Genomic DNA, 19,782 nt, shown 5'->3' on the forward strand with positions numbered 1-19,782 from the left:
AGGGGAAAACCAGACCAACCAGCCAACGACATGAACGGACGTCAACGATGACTGTGCCTAGACTTACCGGCCCGGCAACGGGCGCCCCAGGCGGAACCCCGTCCCGTCCCGCCCTGGGCGCGCAACTGCTGCGCCGCAAGCCGATCGCCCAGATGGTCAGCGAGGCCGAAAACAACGCCGGCGGCCCCCGCCTGGTCCGGAGTTTCGGTGTGCTGCAGCTGACCATGATCTCCGTGGGCGCCACACTGGGGACCGGCATCCTGGTGATCCTGGGGGAGTCCGTTCCACTGGCCGGCCCGGCCATCTGGATTTCCTTCGCCATCGCCGGCCTTGCCGCCCTGCTGTCCGCCGTTTCCTACGCCGAGATGGCCGGCATGGTCCCGGTGGCCGGCTCCAGTTATTCGTACACCTACGCCACCATGGGCGAGGGCATGGCCTGGATCTGCGGCTGGTGCCTGGTACTCGAGTACGCCGTCTCCGTTGCCGCCGTCGCCGTGGGCGCAGGGCAGTATGTCAACGAAACCCTGGCAGTGTTCGGGTCGGTCCTCCCGGACGCCGTGTCGCAGCCCCCAGGGGACGGCGGGCTGGTCAACATACCCGCCATGGTGATCGTGGTGCTGGCAACCATCCTGCTGGTGCGCGGCGCCAAGGAAAGCGCCTGGATCAACACGTCCATCGTGGTGGTCAAGGTGGGCATCCTGCTGTTCTTCTGCGCCGTGGCGTTCACCGCTTTCAACGCCGGCAACTTTGAGCCGCTGCTGCCCATGGGCGCCGCCGGGGTCTCCGCCGCCGCCTCCCGCGTGTTCTTCTCCTACATTGGATTCGATGCCGCCTCCACGGCAGGCGAGGAAGCCCGCAACCCCAAGCGCGACCTGCCGCGAGCCATCATGCTGTCCATGCTGATCGTCACCACCATCTACGTCCTGGTGGCGGTCGCCGCGATCGGCGCACGGCCGTGGGGCTGGTTCGACGGTACCGAGGCGGCCCTGGTGAAGATCCTCGAGGAAACCACCGGCCAGCCATGGATTGCGCTGGTCTTTGCGGTGGGCGCCGTCCTGGCCATCGCCAGCATCGTCCTCACCGTGCTGTACGGGCAGACGCGTATCCTGATGTCGATGTCCCGCGACGGCCTGATCCCCAGCATCTTCGGCCGCGTTTCCCGCCGCACCGGCACCCCCGTGGCCGGCACGCTCCTGGTGGGAACCGCCGTCGCGCTCACCGCCGGGCTGGTGCCCCTTGGCGCCCTCGCTGACGCCACCAGCATCGGCACCCTGTTCGCGTTCGCCCTGGTCAACGTGGCCGTCATCTACCTGCGCCGCACCCGGCCGGAGCTGGAGCGGACCTTCCGGGTGCCGCTCTTCCCGCTCACGCCCATCCTTGGGGCCGCCATGTGCGCGTACCTGATGGCCAACCTCGGCGCTGACACCTGGGTGGTGTTCGCCGTCTGGATGCTGGTAGGCGTGGCTGCCTACTTCGGCTACGGACGCCGGAACTCCCGGGTGGCTGCCATGAGCAACGAGGAATACCGTGAGCTGTCCGGCCCCCAACGTCCCACCCAGCAAACCCCCGAAACGACGAAGGCAGAAACACCATGACCATCGCCACCGAACTGCCGGCCTCGGACCCGTCCAGCACCTCCGCCGGCCCGGCTGCTCCTGCCACCGCAGGCGGCGCTGCAGCCGGTCCCATCACCATGCTGAACCCGGATTTCCCTTTCAGCTACGACCATTACCTGGCCCACCCGGACGGGCTGGGATCCGTGCCTGCCGAGCTGCTGGGAACGGAAGTCGCCGTCATCGGAGCAGGGCTCTCCGGCCTGGTCACGGCCTACGAACTCATGAAACTGGGCCTGCGTCCGGTTGTCTATGAAGCGGACCAGATCGGCGGACGCCTCCGCACGGCGGCGTTCCCCGCGGCGCCCGGAGTGGTGGCCGACCTCGGCGGCATGAGGTTCCCCGTGTCCGGCAAGGCGTTCTACCACTACATCGACCTGCTGGACCTGGACACCCAGGAGTTTCCCAACCCGCTGTCCCCGGCCACGTCCAGCACCGTGATCGAACTGGCGGGCAAGAAGCACTATGCGGAAAAGCCTGGCGACCTCCCGCCGTTCTTCCGGGAAGTGGCGGACGCCTGGAAGGCCGCAGTCAATGACGGTGCCAGGTTCGTCGAGATGCAGGATGCCATCCGGGCCAGGGATACCGCCCGGATCAAGGAACTGTGGAACGGACTGCTGCCCCTGATGGACGAGCAGACCTTCTACGGCTTCATCGCGGCCAGCGACTCATTTAAGAAGGCGGGGTTTGCGCACCGGGAAGCCTTCGGCCAGGTGGGCTTCGGCACCGGCGGCTGGGATACCGACTTCCCGAACTCGATCCTGGAGATCCTCCGGGTGGTGTACACCGACGCCGACGACCAGCACCGGCTCATCAGCGGGGGAGCGCAGCGGCTGCCCGAGGCACTCTGGCGGCACGCGCCGTCGGGCATGGTTCACTGGCCGGACGGAACGTCCCTGGCGTCACTGCACTCCGGTTCGCCCCGCGGCGCCGTGGGAAAGATCAGCCGCGACCCCGACGGCAACCTGCGCATCCGTGAACGCTGGGGCCGCGAGGCCAGCTACCCCGCGGTGGTAACCACCTGCCAGTCCTGGCTGCTCTCCACCCGGATCCACACCGAGGAGGCGCTGTTCCCCGCGGAGCTGTGGACCGCCATCGAGCGCTCGCACTACATGCAGTCGTCCAAGACCTTCGTGATGGTGGACCGGCCGTTCTGGAAGGACATCGATCCGGACACCGGCAACGAGGTGCTCTCCATGACGCTGACCGACCGGCTCAACCGTGCCACCTACCTGCTGGACAACGGACCGGACCAGCCCGCCGTCATCCTGCTCTCCTACACCTGGAACGATGACGCGCTCAAGTGGCTGGCGCTTGATGCCGACGAACGGGTGGAGCTGATGCTGCACTCGCTGGAACAGATCTACCCGGGAGTGGACATCGCCAGCCACATCGTGGGCCAGCCCATCACCGTGTCCTGGGAGGCCGACCCCAACTTCATGGGCGCCTTCAAGGCCAACCTGCCCGGGCACTACCGTTACCAGCAGCGGCTGTTCACGCACTTCAAGCAGGACGCCCTGCCCGAATCGCAGCGGGGTATCTTCCTGGCCGGCGACGACGTCTCCTTCACCGCCGGCTGGGCCGAGGGCGCCGTGACCACCGGGCTGAACGCGGTGTGGGGCGTGGTCAACCACCTGGGCGGTTCCTCCGCTCCGGGCAACCCGGGTCCGGGCGAACTGCTGGGAGAGTTTGGCCCTATCCCACTGGACTGACCCTGGGCTAGGAGGCGTGCAGGTCCCGGTGGGCGGCGGCCAGCTCGCGGTAGCGGGCGGCGTTGGCCCGGACACCGTCGTACTCCTCTTCGGTGAGTTCCCGGCGGACCTTGCCCGGAACTCCGGCCACCAGCGAGCGGGGCGGCACCACCGTGCCTTCCAGGACCACGGCGCCGGCCGCAACCAGCGAGCCGGCGCCGATCACCGCCCCGTTGAGGACGGTGGCGCCCATCCCAATCAGGCAGTCGTCCTCCACCGTGCAGCCATGCACGACGGCGGCGTGCCCCACGCTGACCCGTTCGCCCACCGTGCAGGGGAAGCCGGGATCCGCGTGCAGCACCACGTTGTCCTGCAGGTTGCTGCCTTCGCCCACAGTGATGGCAGCGGTATCGGCCCGGACGGAAACGCCGTAAAAGGCGCTCGAGTCCCGGGCGAGGGTGGCGTTGCCGATGATCGACGCCGTCGGGGCAACAAATACGGATTCGTGGACTGCCGGGGTGGTTCCGGCGAAAGGGTACAGAGGAGCCATGGGCCAAGCCTAGGACACCGCGAGCACCGGCGTCCGGATGTCCGCTCCCCGGGGGACCTTGGGCCTAATGACGGGGCAGGTCCCGATGGCTACGATGGGCCCCATGGAACTACGGCAAGCGGGAATTCCGGGCCTGCACCTGCGGACGGCCGGGCGTGGCAAAACCAGCCGGTTCCGCCAGCTCATGGGAAGCATCGAGCGGCTCAACGCCCTCGACATACCCGTTGACGCGGCCAGGCCGCTGGCCGGACGGCTCGTGCGGAACGAGCGCCTCCGGAACGTGCTGCACGGCCAGGCCACCGGCATACCGCTGCACCCTATCCTCACCGACGTCCCCTTCGGGGCCTGGTTCATGGCTGTCTTCCTCGATCTGTTCCCGGATGCCGGCACGCAGCGGGCGGCCACCCGCCTTGTTGGACTCGGCGTGATCTCCGCGGTGCCCACAGCGCTGAGCGGATGGGCGGAGTGGGCTCTTGCCGACAGGAAAACGCAGCGGGTTGGCGTGGTGCATGCCGGCTTGAACGCGTCAGCGGTGCTGATCTTCGCCGGGTCCTGGGCTGCCCGGCGGCGGGGCAGGCGCAGGCTGGGTGTCGGGCTCGCGCGGCTCGGGGCAGTGGTGCTGATTGCGGGAGGCTTCACCGGCGGCTACATGGGCAGGGACCGGCAGGAAGACCGGCCATAAGTCCGGCCCGCCTCCCCGCGGTGTACATACCCGTCAGTTAAAGACCACAGTCCGGTTTCCGTCCAGCAGCACCCGGTGCTCCGCGTGCCACTGGACGGCCTGGACCAATGTGCGGCCTTCCACGTCCCGGCCCATCTGGACGAACTGCTCCGGGGTGCGGGCGTGGTCCACACGGATGACTTCCTGCTCAATGATGGGGCCCTCGTCCAGTGCCGCCGTCACGTAGTGCGCTGTGGCACCGATCAGCTTAACGCCCCGCGCGTGGGCCTGGTGGTACGGCTTGGCGCCCTTGAAGGAGGGCAGGAACGAGTGGTGGATATTGATGGCCTTGCCGGTGAGTTCGGTGCACAGCTCGTCGGAAAGGATCTGCATGTAGCGGGCCAGGACGGTCAGCTCGATGTCGTGCTCGGCGATGAGGGCGCGGAGCTTGTCCTCAGCCTGGACCTTCGTGTCCCTGGTGACCGGGATGTGGTGGAACGGGATGCCGTAGAACTCGGCCAGCCCAGCCAGGTCCTGGTGGTTGGAGACGATGGCCGGTATCTCGATGGGGAGCGTCCCGGACCTCTGCTGGAAGAGCAGGTCGTTGAGGCAGTGGGCGGAGGTGCTGGCCATCACCAGGGTACGGACCTTCTGTCCCACCGCGTTCAGGCTCCACTGCATGCCAAAGGCTTCGGCGACCGGCTCCAAAGCTGCCCGGAGCTCTGATGCAGGGGCCGCCGTGGTCACCTCCACCCGCATGAAGAAGTTGCCGGTGGCGGGGCTGCCGTACTGCTGCGAATCCGTAATATTGCATCCCGCGACCAGCAGTGCGCCGGCCACCGCGTGGACGATTCCCGGGCGGTCGGGGCAGGACAGGGTTACTACGTACGCTTGCTTCAGCTGCTCTTCACTCACGCCCTATAGCCTACCCGCGCAGCAGCCCCCGGTTTTGGTACGCTGGGAGGGTCGCAACTGGCGTTGGGTGGCTAACCACCAGGGAGCGGCAATCACGAAGACCACGGATCGTACGCCTGGGCCGAGGGTCATGTCTTGCCGGATTTGGGGCTGCACCTGCGTCAGTACCGCAGCGCCATGCCCGCAGCTTCCACGCGCTGTCATCAGTGCGGCGTGAAGGTGCGCCAGCCGGTAGCCTGACCTTAGCAGTGCCCGTACGCCTAGCCAGGAGTTCTTTCGTGACTACAGCCACCTCCACCACCGCCGTCAGCAACCAGCCGCTGGCTGAGCTTGACCCCGAAATCGCAGCAGTCCTTGACCAGGAGCTCGGCCGCCAACGCGGCACCCTGGAAATGATCGCCTCCGAGAACTTCGCCCCCCGCGCCGTTATGGAAGCGCAGGGCTCCGTCCTCACCAACAAGTACGCCGAGGGCTACCCGGGCCGCCGCTACTACGGCGGCTGCGAATACGTTGACGTGGCGGAGCAGCTGGCCATCGACAGGGTCAAGGCCCTCTTCGGCGCCGAGTACGCCAACGTCCAGCCGCACTCCGGTGCCCAGGCCAACGCCGCTGCACTCTCCGCCATGATCACCCCCGGCGACAAGATCCTGGGCCTGTCCCTGGCCCACGGCGGCCACCTGACCCACGGCATGAAGCTGAACTTCTCCGGCAAGCTCTACAACGTGGCTGCCTACCAGGTGGAGGAAGACAACTTCCGCGTGGACATGGACAAGCTCCGCGAGCAGGCCATCGCCGAAAAGCCGCAGGTCATCATCGCCGGCTGGTCCGCCTACCCGCGCCACCTGGACTTCGCTGCCTTCCGCGCCATCGCGGACGAGGTTGGCGCGCTGCTCTGGACCGACATGGCGCACTTCGCCGGCCTCGTTGCCGCCGGCCTGCACCCCAGCCCGGTGCCGCACTCCGACGTCGTCACCTCCACCGTGCACAAGACCCTCGCCGGCCCGCGCTCCGGCGTGATCCTGGCCAAGCAGGAGTGGGCCAAGAAGCTGAACTCCAACGTATTCCCTGGCCAGCAGGGCGGCCCGCTCATGCATGTCATCGCCGCCAAGGCCGTGGCCTTCAAGATCGCCGGCACCGAAGAGTTCAAGGAGCGCCAGGAGCGCGTCCTGGAGGGTGCCAAGATCATCGCCGACCGCCTCAACCAGGCCGATGTTGCCGAAGCCGGCGTCTCCGTCCTCACCGGCGGAACGGACGTCCACCTGGTCCTCGTTGACCTGCGCAACTCGCAGCTGGACGGCCAGCAGGCCGAGGACCTCCTGCACTCGGTGGGTATCACCGTGAACCGCAACGCCGTTCCGTTCGACCCCCGCCCGCCGATGGTCACCTCCGGCCTGCGCATCGGCACCCCGGCGCTGGCCACCCGCGGCTTCGGCGCCGCCGAGTTCACCGAGGTGGCGGAGATCATCGCCACCGCGCTGAAGGCCGGCACCAGCGCCGACGTGGAGTCCCTGCAGGCCCGCGTGGACAAGCTCGCCGCCGACTTCCCGCTGTACCCGCAGCACGAGCAGTGGTGATCACATGACAGAAATGACCAAGACCGCACGGATCCTGGACGGCAAGGCAGCCGCTGCCGCCATCAAGTCCGAGCTGGCTGAACGCGTGGCCGCGCTTAAGGCCAAGGGTGTCACTCCCGGCATTGCCACCGTGCTCGTGGGTGCAGATCCGGCCTCGCAGCTGTACGTGTCCATGAAGCACAAGCAGTCCGAGGAAATCGGGATGAACTCGATCCAGCGGGAGCTGCCGGCGGACGCCACCCAGGCACAGGTTGAGGCCCTCATTGACGAGCTCAATGCGGACCCCGCCTGCCACGGGTACATCGTGCAGCTGCCCCTGCCGAAGCACCTGGACACCGACGCCATCCTGGAGCGCATCGACCCGGCCAAGGACGCGGACGGACTCCACCCCACCAACCTTGGCCGACTGGTGCTCAACGTCAACGGGGAGATCATTTCACCGCTTCCGTGCACGCCCCGCGGCGTCATCGAGCTCCTGGAGCGCAACGGCTTCAGCCTCGCCGGCAAGCACGTGGTGGTGGTGGGCCGCGGCGTCACGATCGGCCGCTCGATCGGACTGCTGCTCACCCGGCGCGCCGTAAACGCCACCGTGACCCTGACGCACACCGGCACCAAGAACCTGTCGGAGCTGCTGCGGCAGGCGGACGTGATCGTGGGCGCGGCGGGAGCCAAGCACATCGTCAAGGCTGCGGACGTGAAGCCGGGTGCCGCCGTGCTCGACGTCGGCGTCACCCGCGAAGCCGACCCCGAAACCGGCAAGAGCAAGGTCTTCGGCGACATCGATCCCGCCGCTGCCGAGGTTGCCGGGTGGATTTCGCCAAACCCCGGAGGCGTCGGTCCCATGACCGTGGCGCTGCTGATGACCAACGTGGTGGAAGCCGCCGAACGCCAGGCGGCGCAGGCAAGCGGCCCGGCCGCCGCCAGGTAGCCCCGTTTCATCGCCCGACGGCGGTACCGCACCTTGTTGGACAAAGGTGCAGTACCGCCGTCGTCCTTTAAGCGAAAAGCTTGAGCGCAGAAGTGGAAGTCCCCTTCCACCTGCCCGCCGGCTCTACTAGTCTGCGGAGGGTGCACAACAAAGCCACCATGTCCTCCGGCGCAACCGGCGCCGTCCAGCCAGCCGATGAGCCACCCACCGAAGCCCGCCCCACCGTCATCACGGCAGAAAACCTGACCAAGACCTACGGCGACGTTGCCGCCGTGGACGGCATTTCGTTCAGCGTCCCCGCGGGGGAGTCGTTCGGCCTGCTGGGGCCCAACGGCGCCGGCAAGTCCACCACCATGAAGATGATCGGCGGAGTCACCCGGCGCACCTCCGGCGCCCTCCACATCATGGGCCTCGACCCCGACTCGCACGGGCCCGAGGTGCGGGCGCACCTGGGCGTGGTGCCGCAGCAGGACAACCTGGACGAGGAACTTCGGGTCCGCGACAACCTCCTGGTCTACGGCCGGTACTTCGGCCTGCCCATGAGCTACCTGAAGCCGAAAGCCGATGAGCTGCTGGAATTCGCCCAGCTGACGGACAAGGCGAAGTCCAAAGTGGACGCGCTGTCCGGCGGCATGAAACGGCGGCTGACCATCGCCCGCTCGCTCATCAACGAACCACGGATCCTTTTGCTGGACGAACCCACCACCGGGCTGGATCCACAGGCCCGGCACATCCTCTGGGACCGCCTGTTCCGGCTGAAGGAACAGGGCGTCACCCTTATCCTGACGACCCACTACATGGACGAGGCCGAGCAGCTTTGCGACCGGCTGATCGTGGTGGACAAGGGCAGGATCATGGCTGAGGGATCGCCCGCGCAGCTGATCCGCGAGCACTCCACCCGCGAGGTGGTTGAGCTGCGGTTCGGATCCGAGCGGAACACCACCATCGCCTCGGAACTGCAGGGCATCGGGGAGCGGCTGGAAGTCCTCCCGGACCGGGTGCTGATCTATGCGCACGACGGCGAGTCCGCCCTTGAGCAGGTGGCGTCCCGCGGCCTGCGGCCGCTGACATCGCTGGTGCGGAGGTCCTCGCTGGAGGACGTGTTCCTGCGGTTGACGGGCAGAAGCCTTGTTGACTGACGGCACGGCAAGGGAGGCGTTGCGGGCCCACAGCCCGGACATTGCGGCTGCCAGGGCACGGCGGTGGGGCGCGTTCTACTACGCCGAGCAGGTCCTGCGGGTGATGAAGGGCTACGGCTGGTCCATCATCATGTACAGCGTGGGCCACCCGGTGGCGTACCTGTTTGCCATGGGCGTGGGCCTGGCCACCCTTGTAGACGCGCAAGGCGCGGAGGCCTTCGGGGGAGTGGGCTACGTGACCTTCGTGGGCCCGGCGCTGCTGGTGTCCGCGTCTGTCATGACGGCCACCAACGAGTTCACGTTCCCCGTGATGGACGGGTTCAAATGGCGCCGCACCTACTACGGGCCGCACGCCTCGCCGCTGACTCCCCAGCAGATCGCGGCGGGCCACATCATGGCGGTGACCCTGCGCCTCCTGCTGCAGTCCGCCGTCTACTTCGCCGCCGTTGTCCTTTTCGGTGCCGCGCCCGGCGGCTGGGGCTGGGCCACCATCCTGGTGGCAACGCTCGCGGGCCTTTCCTTTGGCCTGCCGCTGATGGCGTACTCGGCCTCCATCACCGAGGACAAGGGCCAGTTTGCGCTGGTGATGCGGTTTATCGTGATGCCGCTCTTCCTGTTCTCCGGGACCTTCTTTCCGCTGGACAGCCTTCCCCTGGCGGTGCGCTGGGTGGGCTGGATCTCGCCCATCTGGCATGGCACCGAACTGGGACGGGTGTTCAGCTACGGGTACCAGCAGCCGCCGCTGCTCACCGTCCTCCACGCGGTGGTGCTCGTGGCCCTGGCGGTGCTGGGCTGGTTCCTGACCCGGCGGCAGTTCGCGGCAAGGATGGGCAAGTGAGCGCCGGGCTGCCGGTGAAAAGCGCGCCGGACCAGGCCCGCAGCAGGACGTTCGGGCCGCTGTATTCGCGCAACGCCAGGGCCGTCATTTCGCGCGGCCTGCTGGCCACCCGGAGCACAAACTGGCTGGTGATGCTCTCCGGGTTCTTCGAGCCGGTCCTGTTCCTCATCTCCATGGGGGTGGGGCTCGGCGCAATCGTCGGCTCCGTCCAGGGCCCAGGCGGCGGGGAGATCAGCTACGCCGCATACATTGCCCCGGCCCTGCTGGCAGTCTCGGCGATGAACGGCGCGGTCTACGACTCCACCTGGAACGTGTTCTTCAAAATGAACTTCGCGAAGCTGTACCAGGGCATGCTGTACACCTCGCTGGGGCCGCTGGACGTTGCCCTCGGGGAGATCTTCCTGGCGCTCCTGCGCGGCCTGCTCTACGCCATGGGTTTCACGGCGGTGATGGGGGTCATGGGATTGATCACCACACCCTGGGCGCTCCTGATGGTGCCTGCCTCCGTGCTGATCGCCTTCGGGTTCGCGAGCATCGGGATGGGGATCACCAGTTTCCTGAAGACCTTCCAGCAGATGGACTGGGTCAACTTCGTGATGCTGCCCATGTTCCTGTTCAGCGCCACCTTCTACCCACTGAGCGTCTACCCGCAGCCCATCCAGTGGCTGATCCAGGCCATGCCGCTCTGGCACGGCGTCGAACTGCTGCGCCAGATCAGCGTGGGCGCCTTCACCGCTGCCACCCCCGTCCACATCGGCCACTACCTGGTGATGACCGCCGCCGGCATGCTGCTCACGACTCTCCGGCTGCGGCAGCTTTTCCTTAAGTAGCCCAACTAGGTAGCAGCAGATGTCGTTTAGAGGGATCTAAAGGACATCTGCTGCTACTCACTTGGGTCTGTTCGCCGCGGGTGGAAGGCGGCGGGAGCATACTCCGGCATTTGAGAGAATGGGTGCATGCAATCTCTGGGCAGTTCCAAGTCATCCTCCAAACCCGCCAGGGGCGGATTCTCCATGTTCCGCATCAGCGGGCCGGGACTGATGGTCCTCGTCACCGCCTTCGTTGTGGCCGTCATCTTCGCGGCCAACCAAAACGACGTCGTGGGCTGGGTTGTTGCCATCATCGCCGCCTTCTGGCTGGCGCTCGCCTGCTTTGTTGTCTTCAGCATCCAGAAGGCCGCCAAGAAGGCAGGAGCCAAGCTGACGGAAGCCCAGAACGCCTTCAGCACCGCTGCAGGGCGCGGCCCGTACGCCTCGGCCGACCAGGGCGGAACCCGGGTGGTTGCCGAGCGCAGCCAGGCGGACGAGGTCCGTGACCTGAAGCTGGACCACTCGTTCAAGATCGTCCAGGTGCAGATCCGCGTGGTGGAAGAGGAGCGCGCCAAGGGCGCCGCTGCCAACCAGGACACCATCAACCGGGCCCTGGAAACCATTGAGATCACGGCCACCAATGCACGCGACATGATCAAGTCCTCGGGCGGCAGTGGAGAGCCGGTCACCGGAACCATCATCGACTAGAGTGGAGCGGGTGATCTCGGCATTGAAGAAGGACCACCTTCGCATCGCGTCCGTTAATGTCAACGGCCTCCGGGCTGCCTACAAAAACGGAATGGCGGCGTGGCTGGAGCCGCGCGGAGTGGACATCCTCTGCCTGCAGGAAGTCCGCGCCCCTGACGCAATCGTCCGGCAGCTGCTGGGCGAAGGGTGGCACATCCTGCACGCCGAGGCTGAGGCCAAAGGCCGCGCCGGCGTCGCAATCGCTTCCCGGGACGAACCCCTGGCAACCCGTAACGGCATTGGCGACGATTACTTTGCCACGGCCGGACGCTGGGTGGAAGCGGATTTCCGTTTCGCCGATGCCGCCGGCCACCCCGTCCAGCTCACTGTTGCGAGTGCCTATGTCCACTCCGGTGAAGTGGGCACGCCCAAGCAGGATGACAAGTTCAGGTTCCTGGATGTCATGACCACGCGGCTGCCGGAGCTGGCCAAGCACAGCGACCACGCCCTGGTGGTGGGTGACCTCAACGTGGCCCACACCCCGCTGGACATCCGCAACTCGAAGGCCAACCTCAAGAAGGCGGGCCACCTGCCGGAGGAGCGCGCCTATTTTGACCGGTTCTTCGGCGAGGAGATCGGCTGGCAGGACGTCCACCGCAACCTGGCCGGCCACGTGGACGGTCCCTACACGTGGTGGTCCCAGCGCGGTAAGGCGTTCGACAACGACACCGGCTGGCGCATTGATTACCACCTGGCCACCCCGGCCCTGGCGGCGGCCGCCATCTCCGCCGTTGTTGACCGGGCACCCTCGTGGGACACCCGCTTCTCCGACCATGCCCCGCTGGTAGTGGACTACCAGCTCTGAGCCCCGAAGGTTTCCCCTCCCATGACTAGCCAGATCTCCCCGGCAACCAAGAAGCGCATCCTCTCCGGCGCCAAGCCCACGGCCGACTCCCTGCACCTGGGCAACTACATCGGCGCCGTCCGGAACTGGGTTGACATGCAGGCGGAGTATGACGCCGTCTTCTTCATTCCGGACCTGCACGCCATCACGGTGGATTTCGATCCCGCTGAGCTGGCCAAGCGCACCCGGATTGTGGCCGCCCAGTACATCGCCGCGGGCATCGACCCGGACAAGAGCATCTTCTTTGTCCAGTCCCATGTGCCGGAGCACGCGCAGCTCGCCTGGGCGCTGAACTGCATCACCGGATTCGGCGAAGCCTCGCGGATGACCCAGTTCAAGGACAAGACCCAGAAGTCCGGCGCCGACGCCGCCACCCTGGGCCTGTTCGCCTACCCCACCCTGATGGCCGCGGACATCCTGCTGTACCAGACCGACCTGGTGCCAGTGGGAGAGGACCAGCGCCAGCACCTGGAGCTAACCCGCAACCTGGCCCAGCGCTTCAACACCCGGTTTGGCCACACGTTCACTGTCCCCGAGGCGACCATCGTCAAGGAAAGCGCCAAGATCTACGACCTTCAGAACCCCAGCGCCAAGATGTCCAAGACGGGGGAGTCCCCCAACGGAGCCATCCAGCTTCTGGAGGACCCGAAGGTTGCGGCCAAGCGCATCAAGTCGGCAGTGACCGATGCCGGAACCGAGATCCGCTTCGACGCTGACGAAAAGCCGGGCATCTCCAACCTGCTGACCATCTACTCGTCCCTGACGGGCAAAACCATCCCTGAGCTCGAAGCCGAATACCAGGGCAAAATGTACGGCCACCTCAAAGTGGACCTCGCCGAGGTGATGGTTGAGTTCGTTACGCCGCTGCGGAACCGCACCCACGAGCTGATGTCCGATCCTGCGGAACTGGACAGGCTGCTCGCACACGGCGCCGAACGCGCCCGCGAGATCGCCTCGGTCACCCTCGCGCAGGTGTATGAGCGCATGGGCTTCCTCCCGTCCCTCAGCCTCGCCGGAGTCCGTTAGCGCCATGTCGTCCAGCAAAGTCGCGGCAAGGGAAGCTGCCCGTGCCACCCACCGGGTGGCGGGGACTCCCGGCGGTTCCCACGCGGGCCCTGCGGATCACCGTGCTGCGGCACCCAGCCCCGTGTCCCGTCCGGAAGACATCAGCGTTGGCGTCATCCTGGGGTTCCCGGCCGACATTGCCGAAGAGCTGCAGCGCTGGCGGGCGTCCTTCGGCGATCCCCTGGCGGACGTAGTGCCGGCCCACATCACGCTGGTCACCACCACCACTACGCGGGACTGGGAGGGCACGCTGGAGCATGTCCGCGAGGTGGCCCGCCAACAGAGCCCTTTCAAGGTCACCATCGCAGGCACGGGGACGTTCCGGCCCGTTTCCCCGGTGGTCTTCATCAACGTGGAGGACGGGTTCGAGGACTGCGTTGACCTCCACGAAAAACTCCAGCAGGGCCCCCTCCACCGTGAGCTGCCGTTTGCGTACCACCCGCACGTCACCATCGCACACGATGTGGCGCCGGAAAACCTCGATGAGGCCGAAACGGTGCTGAGGAACTACAGGGCCACCTTCCCCGTGGTTAGCATGGGACTTTACGAGCACGATGCCAACGGCATCTGGCAGCTACGGGAAGAGCTGGACTTTGGGACCCAAACTGACAACGACGGCACCAGACCCGCGGATTCCGCCCCGGGCACAGCCGAAGCAGGCGGGACAGCAGCCGCTTCCCACTGACCATGCCCACCTGAAGCTGGCCGTCATCCAGAAACGGATGGAATGGAACAGGGCCCGCAGGGCCGGCGGCGGACCCGTGGCCGGTTTAATGGCCATGTCCCAGTGGCTTCTTGCCCGCCTGAACGCGCTCCGCCCCATGCGTGCCTTCCGGCACTACAGCCTCCAGCACGGTCCGCTGATGAGTGCCGGCATCGGGTTCAATATGTTCTTCTCGATCACCGGCCTCCTCGCAACCGGCTTTTCCATCGCCGGGCTGGTCCTGAGGGGACAGCCCGTGCTGCTGGAGACCATTATCGGCAGCGTGGCGCAGAGCGCTCCGGGACTCCTGAAAGTCAACGGCAATGAGGGCTTGGTTGATCCCCAGGACCTGCTGAATCCGGACGGACTGGGCTGGACCGCGGCCATCGCGGCAGCCGTAACCGTCTATACGTCGCTGCGGTGGATTGCCAGCCTGAGGGACGGTCTCCGCGGCGTGATGGAACTGCCCCCGTCACTGGTCAACCCCATCCTCCTCAAACTGCGCGACGCCGGAACCCTGCTGCTGCTGGGCGTGGCACTGGTCATCAGTGCCGGCGCGTCCCTCGTCTTCGGCACGGCCGCGGGATGGGTCGCGGACTTCCTCCGGCTCGACGACGCACTGGCCGGCCCGCTGAGCACCTCCATCAAAATCGGCGTACCGCTTGTTTTGAACTGGGTTACCGCGCTCATCATGTTCCGGCTCGCAGCGAATTTGAAGATCTCGCGCCGCGCACTGCTGGAGGGCACCATCCTGGCTGCGCTGGGCACCACGGTCCTGCAGATCTTCAGTACCGAGCTTCTTGCCGGCGCCGGTCGCAACCCCCTCCTGGCACCCTTCGCCATCATCATCGGCCTGTTGATCTGGTTCAACCTGGTGAGCCAGGTGTACCTCGTTTCCGCGGGCTGGTCTGCGGTCCGCGAGGCTGACCACGGAACCTCATCCACCGGCCACGAGAAGGGAACCTGGGGCGCCCGGCAGGTGCAGCCGGGCAAAGTGCCGGTGCAGCCGGGCAAAGTGCCGGCACAGGCGGAGGCCGGCATGCAGAGCCCGGCCCGTGCCGCAGCTGCCCGGCGCAGGGGCAACGGGCGCACGCGGCAGCGCTGATTCCTGCCGCCCCGGTTGCCGCCCTGGCGCCCGGAATTGGTGCCGGAACGCTGGGGCTGCTAGGGCGCAGCCACCAGTCCTTCCCATGCCACAGTCCAGCCTGCGGGAAATCCGGGGGCATTCCGCTCCGGTCCGCCGTCCCAGCCGGCTGCCATCAGGGCGGCAGCGGCCAGCAGCCCGCCGTTGCCGGGGAGGTACACCGGCAGGGAATCTGTCTGGCGGTTGTGTCCGTTGGCCAGCACCGTGTTCTTCCCGGCGCCCAGCAGGAGGGCGTTAACGGCGGCCTCCGGGTCCTCAAGGCGCGCGGCGGTCATGGCCATCACCGGATAGTCCCAACCCCAGGTGCTGTCCCAATCCCAGTCGGCAAGGACGCTGGCGAGCGTTGCCCGCATGGTCTCCTTGTCGATCAGGTCTGTTTCGGGCAGGACGCCCAGTGCGCACAGCATGGAGGGATGGTCCGTCCGGATGGTGAAGGGCTCCACGTCAATGGCCGCGTAGGAGCCGTCCAGTACCCGTGGCTTCACCAGGTGGCCGGCAACCTCCTGCCACGCCTGAACGGGCTCGAGCCCCAGCCGGTCCCGCCAGGCCGCTGCAACCCGCAGGGCCCACTGCCAATACGCCAGTTCGAAGGTGGGATTGGTGACGGACGCCCGGATGGAGCCGTAACTCTCCTGAGCGGGAATCAGGGGCGGACCCAGCTCAAAGCCCCGCGGCGTCCGGTGCGCGAAACTTGCCATGAATGCGGCCGACTCGAACACGATCTCCGCAAACTCCTCGAGCACCTCCCGGCTGGGGTTGGCACGGTAGGCAAGTTCCGCCAGGTGGATGGGATGCGGCTGCTGCCAGACCAGGAAGGTGCCGATGGGGCTGGGGCTCTCCCTCCCGTCCGGGCCTACCTGCTTGGGCCAGCGGACGCCGTCGAAACCCTGCGCCCTGGCGGTCTGCCGCGCCCCCTCCAGCACGGTGGAGTACCAGCGCAGCGACGGGAGCAGGTGTTCCACCCGGTTCCAGTGGGCGAAGTGGGCGGCGTGCCACCAGTGCATTTCAAGGTGGAAGCGCCCGCGCCAGGAATTGCACACCAGTCCGGTTTCCTGGGGAGGCAGGGACCCGGAGCAGTTGATGGCCGTCAGGTACTGCGACAGGACGATCCTGCGTTCCAGCTCCTTCGCCCGGGGGTCGTCCGTCGCGGCAAGCTCGATGGCACCGCCGGACAGCCAAAAGCCGGGCCAGTACGCCTCCGAGGCAGCTGCCACGCTGCTGCCCGCTGCCGGGCGGGCCGTGCCGGAAAGCACGACGGCGGTCCCGGCTGCCGTGCCGGCGCCCGGCCTGGCGGCGGCCAAGGCGGCACCGGTTGCACCGCGGGGCACGCAGTCCCCCTCCCCGGCGGAGACGAAGGCAACAGCCACGTCCATCACTCCCTGGCTCCCACTGCTGCCCGGGTTGGGGCTTATCCGGAGACGGTGCTGTCCGGTCTGCAGCACGGTGAGGCCACGTCCGGTGATCACAACCTGGTAGCGGGAAGCATCCAGCTCACGGTGGGCGGTCCAGGCGGTGGATCCGGCATGCAGGCCGGAGGCGGCCGGGTCCCCGAGCGTGGTGGTATGGGAGTCCGGGCTGGTCCAGTCCGCGGCGTCGTGCCACGCCTCCGAGCCGTAGGGGAAGTCGATGGTGATGGCCAGGCGGCCTTGGAGGCCCGGGGACTCTACACGGATGCCGAGTTCGTCGCGTTCGGGGTGGCACGCCGTCATGACCGTCACCGGGTGGCCGGCCAGGGTGAAGCGGCTCGTGACTGTCCCCGTCCAGAGGTCGAGCGTCTGCTCGGCGTCGTCGACGTCCCCTTCGGAAAGGGCACGGTCTCCTCCCGCATCCACCAGCCTGAAGCCGATCCGTCCCAGATCCAGGCGGTGCGGGTTGGCCCGCAGCCACGTTTCGGCGGGGGACGTGCCGGTTTCGCGGTCATTGACGATGCCGCCCGCCATGTCCACGTAGGGCACCGGTCCACGCGGCGAGTCGTAGAGGACCGTGGAGCCCGAGAGTTCATAGGCCTGGGCGGGCGGTGTGGCGTGCCATCCCCACTGGGCCTGCGTGCCAAGGAGCGTTCCCGGCGGCAGTTCATCCCTGGCTCCCACCGGATAGGAATCCGGAAGCGACTGGAGGCCGGTGAGGTCCATCGTGAAGGCGAACTCACCGTTACCTACGGACACAGGGCTCCGCGGGTCGAGTGCCTGCTGGCGGACGTTGTGGCGCCGGACGAGTTCCTTCCTGTCAATGGGCCCGCGTGCGGACACCCCGGAGGTCGGGGACGCCGGCTGGTAGGTGCTGTTGGAAATACTCACGGTGCCTGTCTTCCTGGCGTTGACGCTTCGGCAGCATCTTGATACGTTTCACGAAACCGTTTTCTGATGCCAGAAGGAAGCATACCCAATGGAGCGTAGCCTTTTCCGGAAATTCCGTAGATCAGTTGCAGCCATTGCCGCGGTAAGCCTGGTGAGCCTCACGGCGGCCTGTTCCAGCACGCCGACCAACGAGGCGCAGGACGGGCCCGTTGAGATACGTTTCTCCTGGTGGGGCAATGAGGGGCGGGCGCAGCTGACCACCAAGGCCATCGCCGAATTCGAGGCCGCCAACCCGGACATCAAGGTGAAACCCGAGTATGGCGACATCAGCGGCTACTTTGACAAGCTGGCCACCCAGGTGGCCGCCAACGACGCCCCCGACGTCATCACGATGGGCGGCGCCTATCCCGCCGAGTACGCCAACCGCGGCGCACTCCTGGATCTGTCCAAGGTCAGTGGGGCATTGGACCTGTCCGCGATGGATCCGGGAGCGCTGGAAAACGGCCAGGTCCGGGGCACGCAATACGGGGTCTCCACCGGTGCCAACGCCCTCGCCATTGTGGTCAATCCTGCTGTTTTCGCCGCAGCCGGGGTCCCGCTTCCGGATGACAGCACGTGGGACTGGGACGACTTCGCGCAGACCGCCGCGGATATTACGGCCAAGAGCCCCAAGGGGACCTACGGAACAGCCACCGTCCTGACCCACGATTCGCTGGATGCCTTTGCCCGCCAGCGCGGCGAATCGCTCTACACCCAGGACGGCAAGCTGGGCCTGGGGGTGGACACCGTCCAGGACTACTTCGACTACTCCCTGAAACTGAGCGAATCCGGGGCGGCGCCAAATGCGTCCGAGACGGTAGAGAAGTTGAACGTCAGCACCGAACAGACCCTCATGGGCATGGGCCAGGCCGGCATGATGCTCACCTGGAGCAACTCGCTCTCCGCGCTCAGCAAGGCCTCCGGCGCCGACCTGAAGCTGCTCAAACTCCCCGGCGAAACACCCACCGCGGGCATCTGGCTCCAGTCATCGCAGTTCTACACCATCTCGGCCCGCAGCAAGCACACCGACGCCGCGGCCAAGCTGGTGGACTTCCTGGTCAACAACGAGTCCGCCGCCAAGATCATCCAGAGCGACCGTGGCGTTCCCAGCAATTCCGGAATGCGCACCGCCATCCAGGACCTGTTGACGCCGCAGGGGAAGGTGGAGGCTGAGTACATCGACCAGATCGGCAAGATGGACTTCGCCCCCACCTACATCGGGCCCACCGGTTCAACCGCAGTCTCCGAGATCACTGCCCGCATGAACACCGACGTCCTCTTCAAGCGGCTCTCGCCTGGTAAGGCTGCAGAGCAGTGGATCAGCGAAAGCAACGCCGCAATCGGCAAGTAGGCACCGGAACCGGGCAGGAGGCGGCAGCAACCAGCCGGGACAGGACAGCTACTGTCCTGCGTCGAGGTACTGGTCCGCCCAGGCGGCGATGATCCGGGCAGCCCGCGCCGCCTGGCCCTTACCTGTGAGGAGATGGTCGCTTCCCTCGAGGGAAACGAAGTTCCTGGGGTGGCGGGCTGTCTGGAAAATGGTGCTGGCATTCTCGATCCCAACGGTGTTGTCCGTGGGGGAGTGGAGCACCATCAGCGGCTTGTGCAGCTGCTTGATGCAATCCGTCAGGTCCGCGTTCTCCAGGTCTTCCACGAAGTGCTTGCGGATCTCCACCCGTTTCCCGCCAAGGTCCACTTCGGCGCTGCCCTCGCTCAGGATCTTGTCCAGGGCTGCGTCGAAGACGTGCGCCACGTGCTTGGGCGAGAAGGGGGCGCCGACGGTAGCGACGGCGTCGAGCTCCGGGATCTCCCGTGCCGCGGCCAGGACGGCCGCGCCGCCGAAGGAATGGCCCACGAGCAGGGAAATCCGCTTCCCCTCCGCGCGCATGAACTCAGCAGCCTTGACGGTGTCCGCCACCTTGTGGCTGAACGATCCCGCGGACCATTCACCGGCGGAGCCGCCCAGGCCCAGGTTGTCGAACCTCAGCATGCCCACGCCGCTGTCCGCCAGCGCCTTGCACATCCGCGAGGCGGACGGGCTGTCCTTGCCGAGCGTGAAGCCGTGCGAAAACACGCCCCAGCCCTTGACCGGCCCTTCCGGGACATCGATGATTCCGGACAGCGTTTCGCCGGTGGAGCCTTCGAAAGTGACTTTTTCGGAGCGGGACACGGCGTCCCCTTTCGTTTGGTACGAATGGCTGTGGGCCCACGCCCGCCGGGTTCCC

General features: G+C 66.8%; 18 protein-coding genes and 1 riboswitch. Of the genes, 14 read left to right on the plus strand and 4 right to left on the minus strand.

Annotated features, from left to right (window positions below; genetic code table 11):
* Positions 1-47 precede the first annotated feature (47 nt).
* Both HTS88_RS03220 and HTS88_RS03225 read left to right on the plus strand, forming a co-directional pair.
* On the plus strand, positions 48-1,595 hold the full coding sequence (locus HTS88_RS03220; RefSeq protein WP_174175432.1) for an amino acid permease: 1,548 nt from the start codon (positions 48-50) through the stop codon (positions 1,593-1,595).
* Positions 1,592-3,325 (plus strand): flavin monoamine oxidase family protein, encoded by a 1,734-nt coding sequence (locus tag HTS88_RS03225; RefSeq protein ID WP_174175434.1) that lies wholly within the window; start codon positions 1,592-1,594, stop codon positions 3,323-3,325. Before HTS88_RS03220 ends, HTS88_RS03225 begins: the two co-directional genes overlap by 4 nt.
* 7 nt (positions 3,326-3,332) lie before the next feature.
* Here the strand turns inward: HTS88_RS03225 and HTS88_RS03230 are convergent, their stop codons facing one another.
* Entirely contained in the window at positions 3,333-3,854 is a 522-nt protein-coding gene (locus HTS88_RS03230; protein ID WP_174175436.1) for a gamma carbonic anhydrase family protein, read from the minus strand.
* 103 nt (positions 3,855-3,957) lie between these two features.
* Between HTS88_RS03230 and HTS88_RS03235 the strand changes: the two genes are divergently transcribed.
* Positions 3,958-4,536 carry a DUF2231 domain-containing protein gene (locus tag HTS88_RS03235; protein ID WP_174175438.1) on the plus strand — a complete coding sequence of 193 codons (579 nt, stop codon included), beginning with the start codon at positions 3,958-3,960 and terminating at the stop codon, positions 4,534-4,536.
* Positions 4,537-4,569: 33 nt separating this feature from the next.
* On the opposite strand, the gene purU is transcribed toward HTS88_RS03235, so the two are convergent.
* Positions 4,570-5,430, minus strand: a complete 861-nt coding sequence (purU, locus tag HTS88_RS03240; protein WP_174175440.1) for a formyltetrahydrofolate deformylase — start codon at positions 5,428-5,430, stop codon at positions 4,570-4,572.
* Between the two features lie 43 nt (positions 5,431-5,473).
* A riboswitch (ZMP/ZTP riboswitch) is annotated at positions 5,474-5,559 on the plus strand.
* 149 nt (positions 5,560-5,708) lie between these two features.
* Here purU and glyA point away from each other — a divergent pair.
* The 10 genes from glyA to HTS88_RS03290 all read left to right on the plus strand — a co-directional run bounded on the left by glyA (position 5,709) and on the right by HTS88_RS03290 (position 15,182).
* Positions 5,709-7,004, plus strand: coding sequence for a serine hydroxymethyltransferase (glyA, locus tag HTS88_RS03245; protein WP_174175442.1), 1,296 nt, complete (start codon positions 5,709-5,711; stop codon positions 7,002-7,004).
* 4 nt (positions 7,005-7,008) lie between these two features.
* Positions 7,009-7,932 carry a bifunctional methylenetetrahydrofolate dehydrogenase/methenyltetrahydrofolate cyclohydrolase gene (locus tag HTS88_RS03250; RefSeq protein WP_174175444.1) on the plus strand — a complete coding sequence of 308 codons (924 nt, stop codon included), beginning with the start codon at positions 7,009-7,011 and terminating at the stop codon, positions 7,930-7,932.
* 158 nt (positions 7,933-8,090) lie between these two features.
* Complete coding sequence (locus tag HTS88_RS03255; protein ID WP_174175670.1) at positions 8,091-9,071, plus strand: ABC transporter ATP-binding protein; 981 nt, start codon at positions 8,091-8,093, stop codon at positions 9,069-9,071.
* On the plus strand, positions 9,064-9,909 hold the full coding sequence (locus HTS88_RS03260; RefSeq protein WP_174175446.1) for an ABC transporter permease: 846 nt from the start codon (positions 9,064-9,066) through the stop codon (positions 9,907-9,909). The genes HTS88_RS03255 and HTS88_RS03260 overlap by 8 nt, the downstream gene beginning before the upstream one ends.
* Positions 9,906-10,739 carry an ABC transporter permease gene (locus HTS88_RS03265; RefSeq protein WP_174175448.1) on the plus strand — a complete coding sequence of 278 codons (834 nt, stop codon included), beginning with the start codon at positions 9,906-9,908 and terminating at the stop codon, positions 10,737-10,739. The genes HTS88_RS03260 and HTS88_RS03265 overlap by 4 nt, the downstream gene beginning before the upstream one ends.
* Positions 10,740-10,865: 126 nt before the next feature.
* Positions 10,866-11,426, plus strand: coding sequence for a hypothetical protein (locus HTS88_RS03270; protein ID WP_104185417.1), 561 nt, complete (start codon positions 10,866-10,868; stop codon positions 11,424-11,426).
* 10 nt (positions 11,427-11,436) lie between these two features.
* A complete protein-coding gene (locus HTS88_RS03275; RefSeq protein WP_174175450.1) occupies positions 11,437-12,270 on the plus strand; it encodes an exodeoxyribonuclease III in 834 nt (277 codons plus the stop codon).
* 21 nt (positions 12,271-12,291) lie between these two features.
* Positions 12,292-13,335: a tryptophan--tRNA ligase gene (gene trpS, locus HTS88_RS03280; RefSeq protein WP_174175452.1), complete on the plus strand. Its 1,044-nt coding sequence runs from the start codon at positions 12,292-12,294 to the stop codon at positions 13,333-13,335.
* A gap of 4 nt (positions 13,336-13,339) precedes the next feature.
* Complete coding sequence (locus HTS88_RS03285; RefSeq protein WP_246255927.1) at positions 13,340-14,059, plus strand: 2'-5' RNA ligase family protein; 720 nt, start codon at positions 13,340-13,342, stop codon at positions 14,057-14,059.
* Positions 14,060-14,096: 37 nt separating this feature from the next.
* The gene (locus HTS88_RS03290) at positions 14,097-15,182 is read left to right on the plus strand and encodes a YihY/virulence factor BrkB family protein (protein WP_174175454.1); all 1,086 of its coding nucleotides are present in this window, start codon (positions 14,097-14,099) and stop codon (positions 15,180-15,182) included.
* Between the two features lie 59 nt (positions 15,183-15,241).
* Here HTS88_RS03290 and HTS88_RS03295 read toward each other — a convergent pair whose 3' ends face one another.
* Positions 15,242-17,518 carry a hypothetical protein gene (locus tag HTS88_RS03295; protein ID WP_425515549.1) on the minus strand — a complete coding sequence of 759 codons (2,277 nt, stop codon included), beginning with the start codon at positions 17,516-17,518 and terminating at the stop codon, positions 15,242-15,244.
* Positions 17,519-17,606: 88 nt separating this feature from the next.
* On the opposite strand from HTS88_RS03295, the gene HTS88_RS03300 reads away from it, so the two are divergent.
* Complete coding sequence (locus HTS88_RS03300) at positions 17,607-18,908, plus strand: ABC transporter substrate-binding protein (protein WP_174175456.1); 1,302 nt, start codon at positions 17,607-17,609, stop codon at positions 18,906-18,908.
* Between the two features lie 48 nt (positions 18,909-18,956).
* Here HTS88_RS03300 and HTS88_RS03305 read toward each other — a convergent pair whose 3' ends face one another.
* A complete protein-coding gene (locus tag HTS88_RS03305) occupies positions 18,957-19,727 on the minus strand; it encodes an alpha/beta hydrolase family protein (protein WP_174175458.1) in 771 nt (256 codons plus the stop codon).
* Positions 19,728-19,782: the final 55 nt, after the last annotated feature.

The sequence above is a fragment of the Pseudarthrobacter oxydans genome, from assembly GCF_013314975.1.
GTDB lineage: Bacteria > Actinomycetota > Actinomycetes > Actinomycetales > Micrococcaceae > Arthrobacter > Arthrobacter oxydans.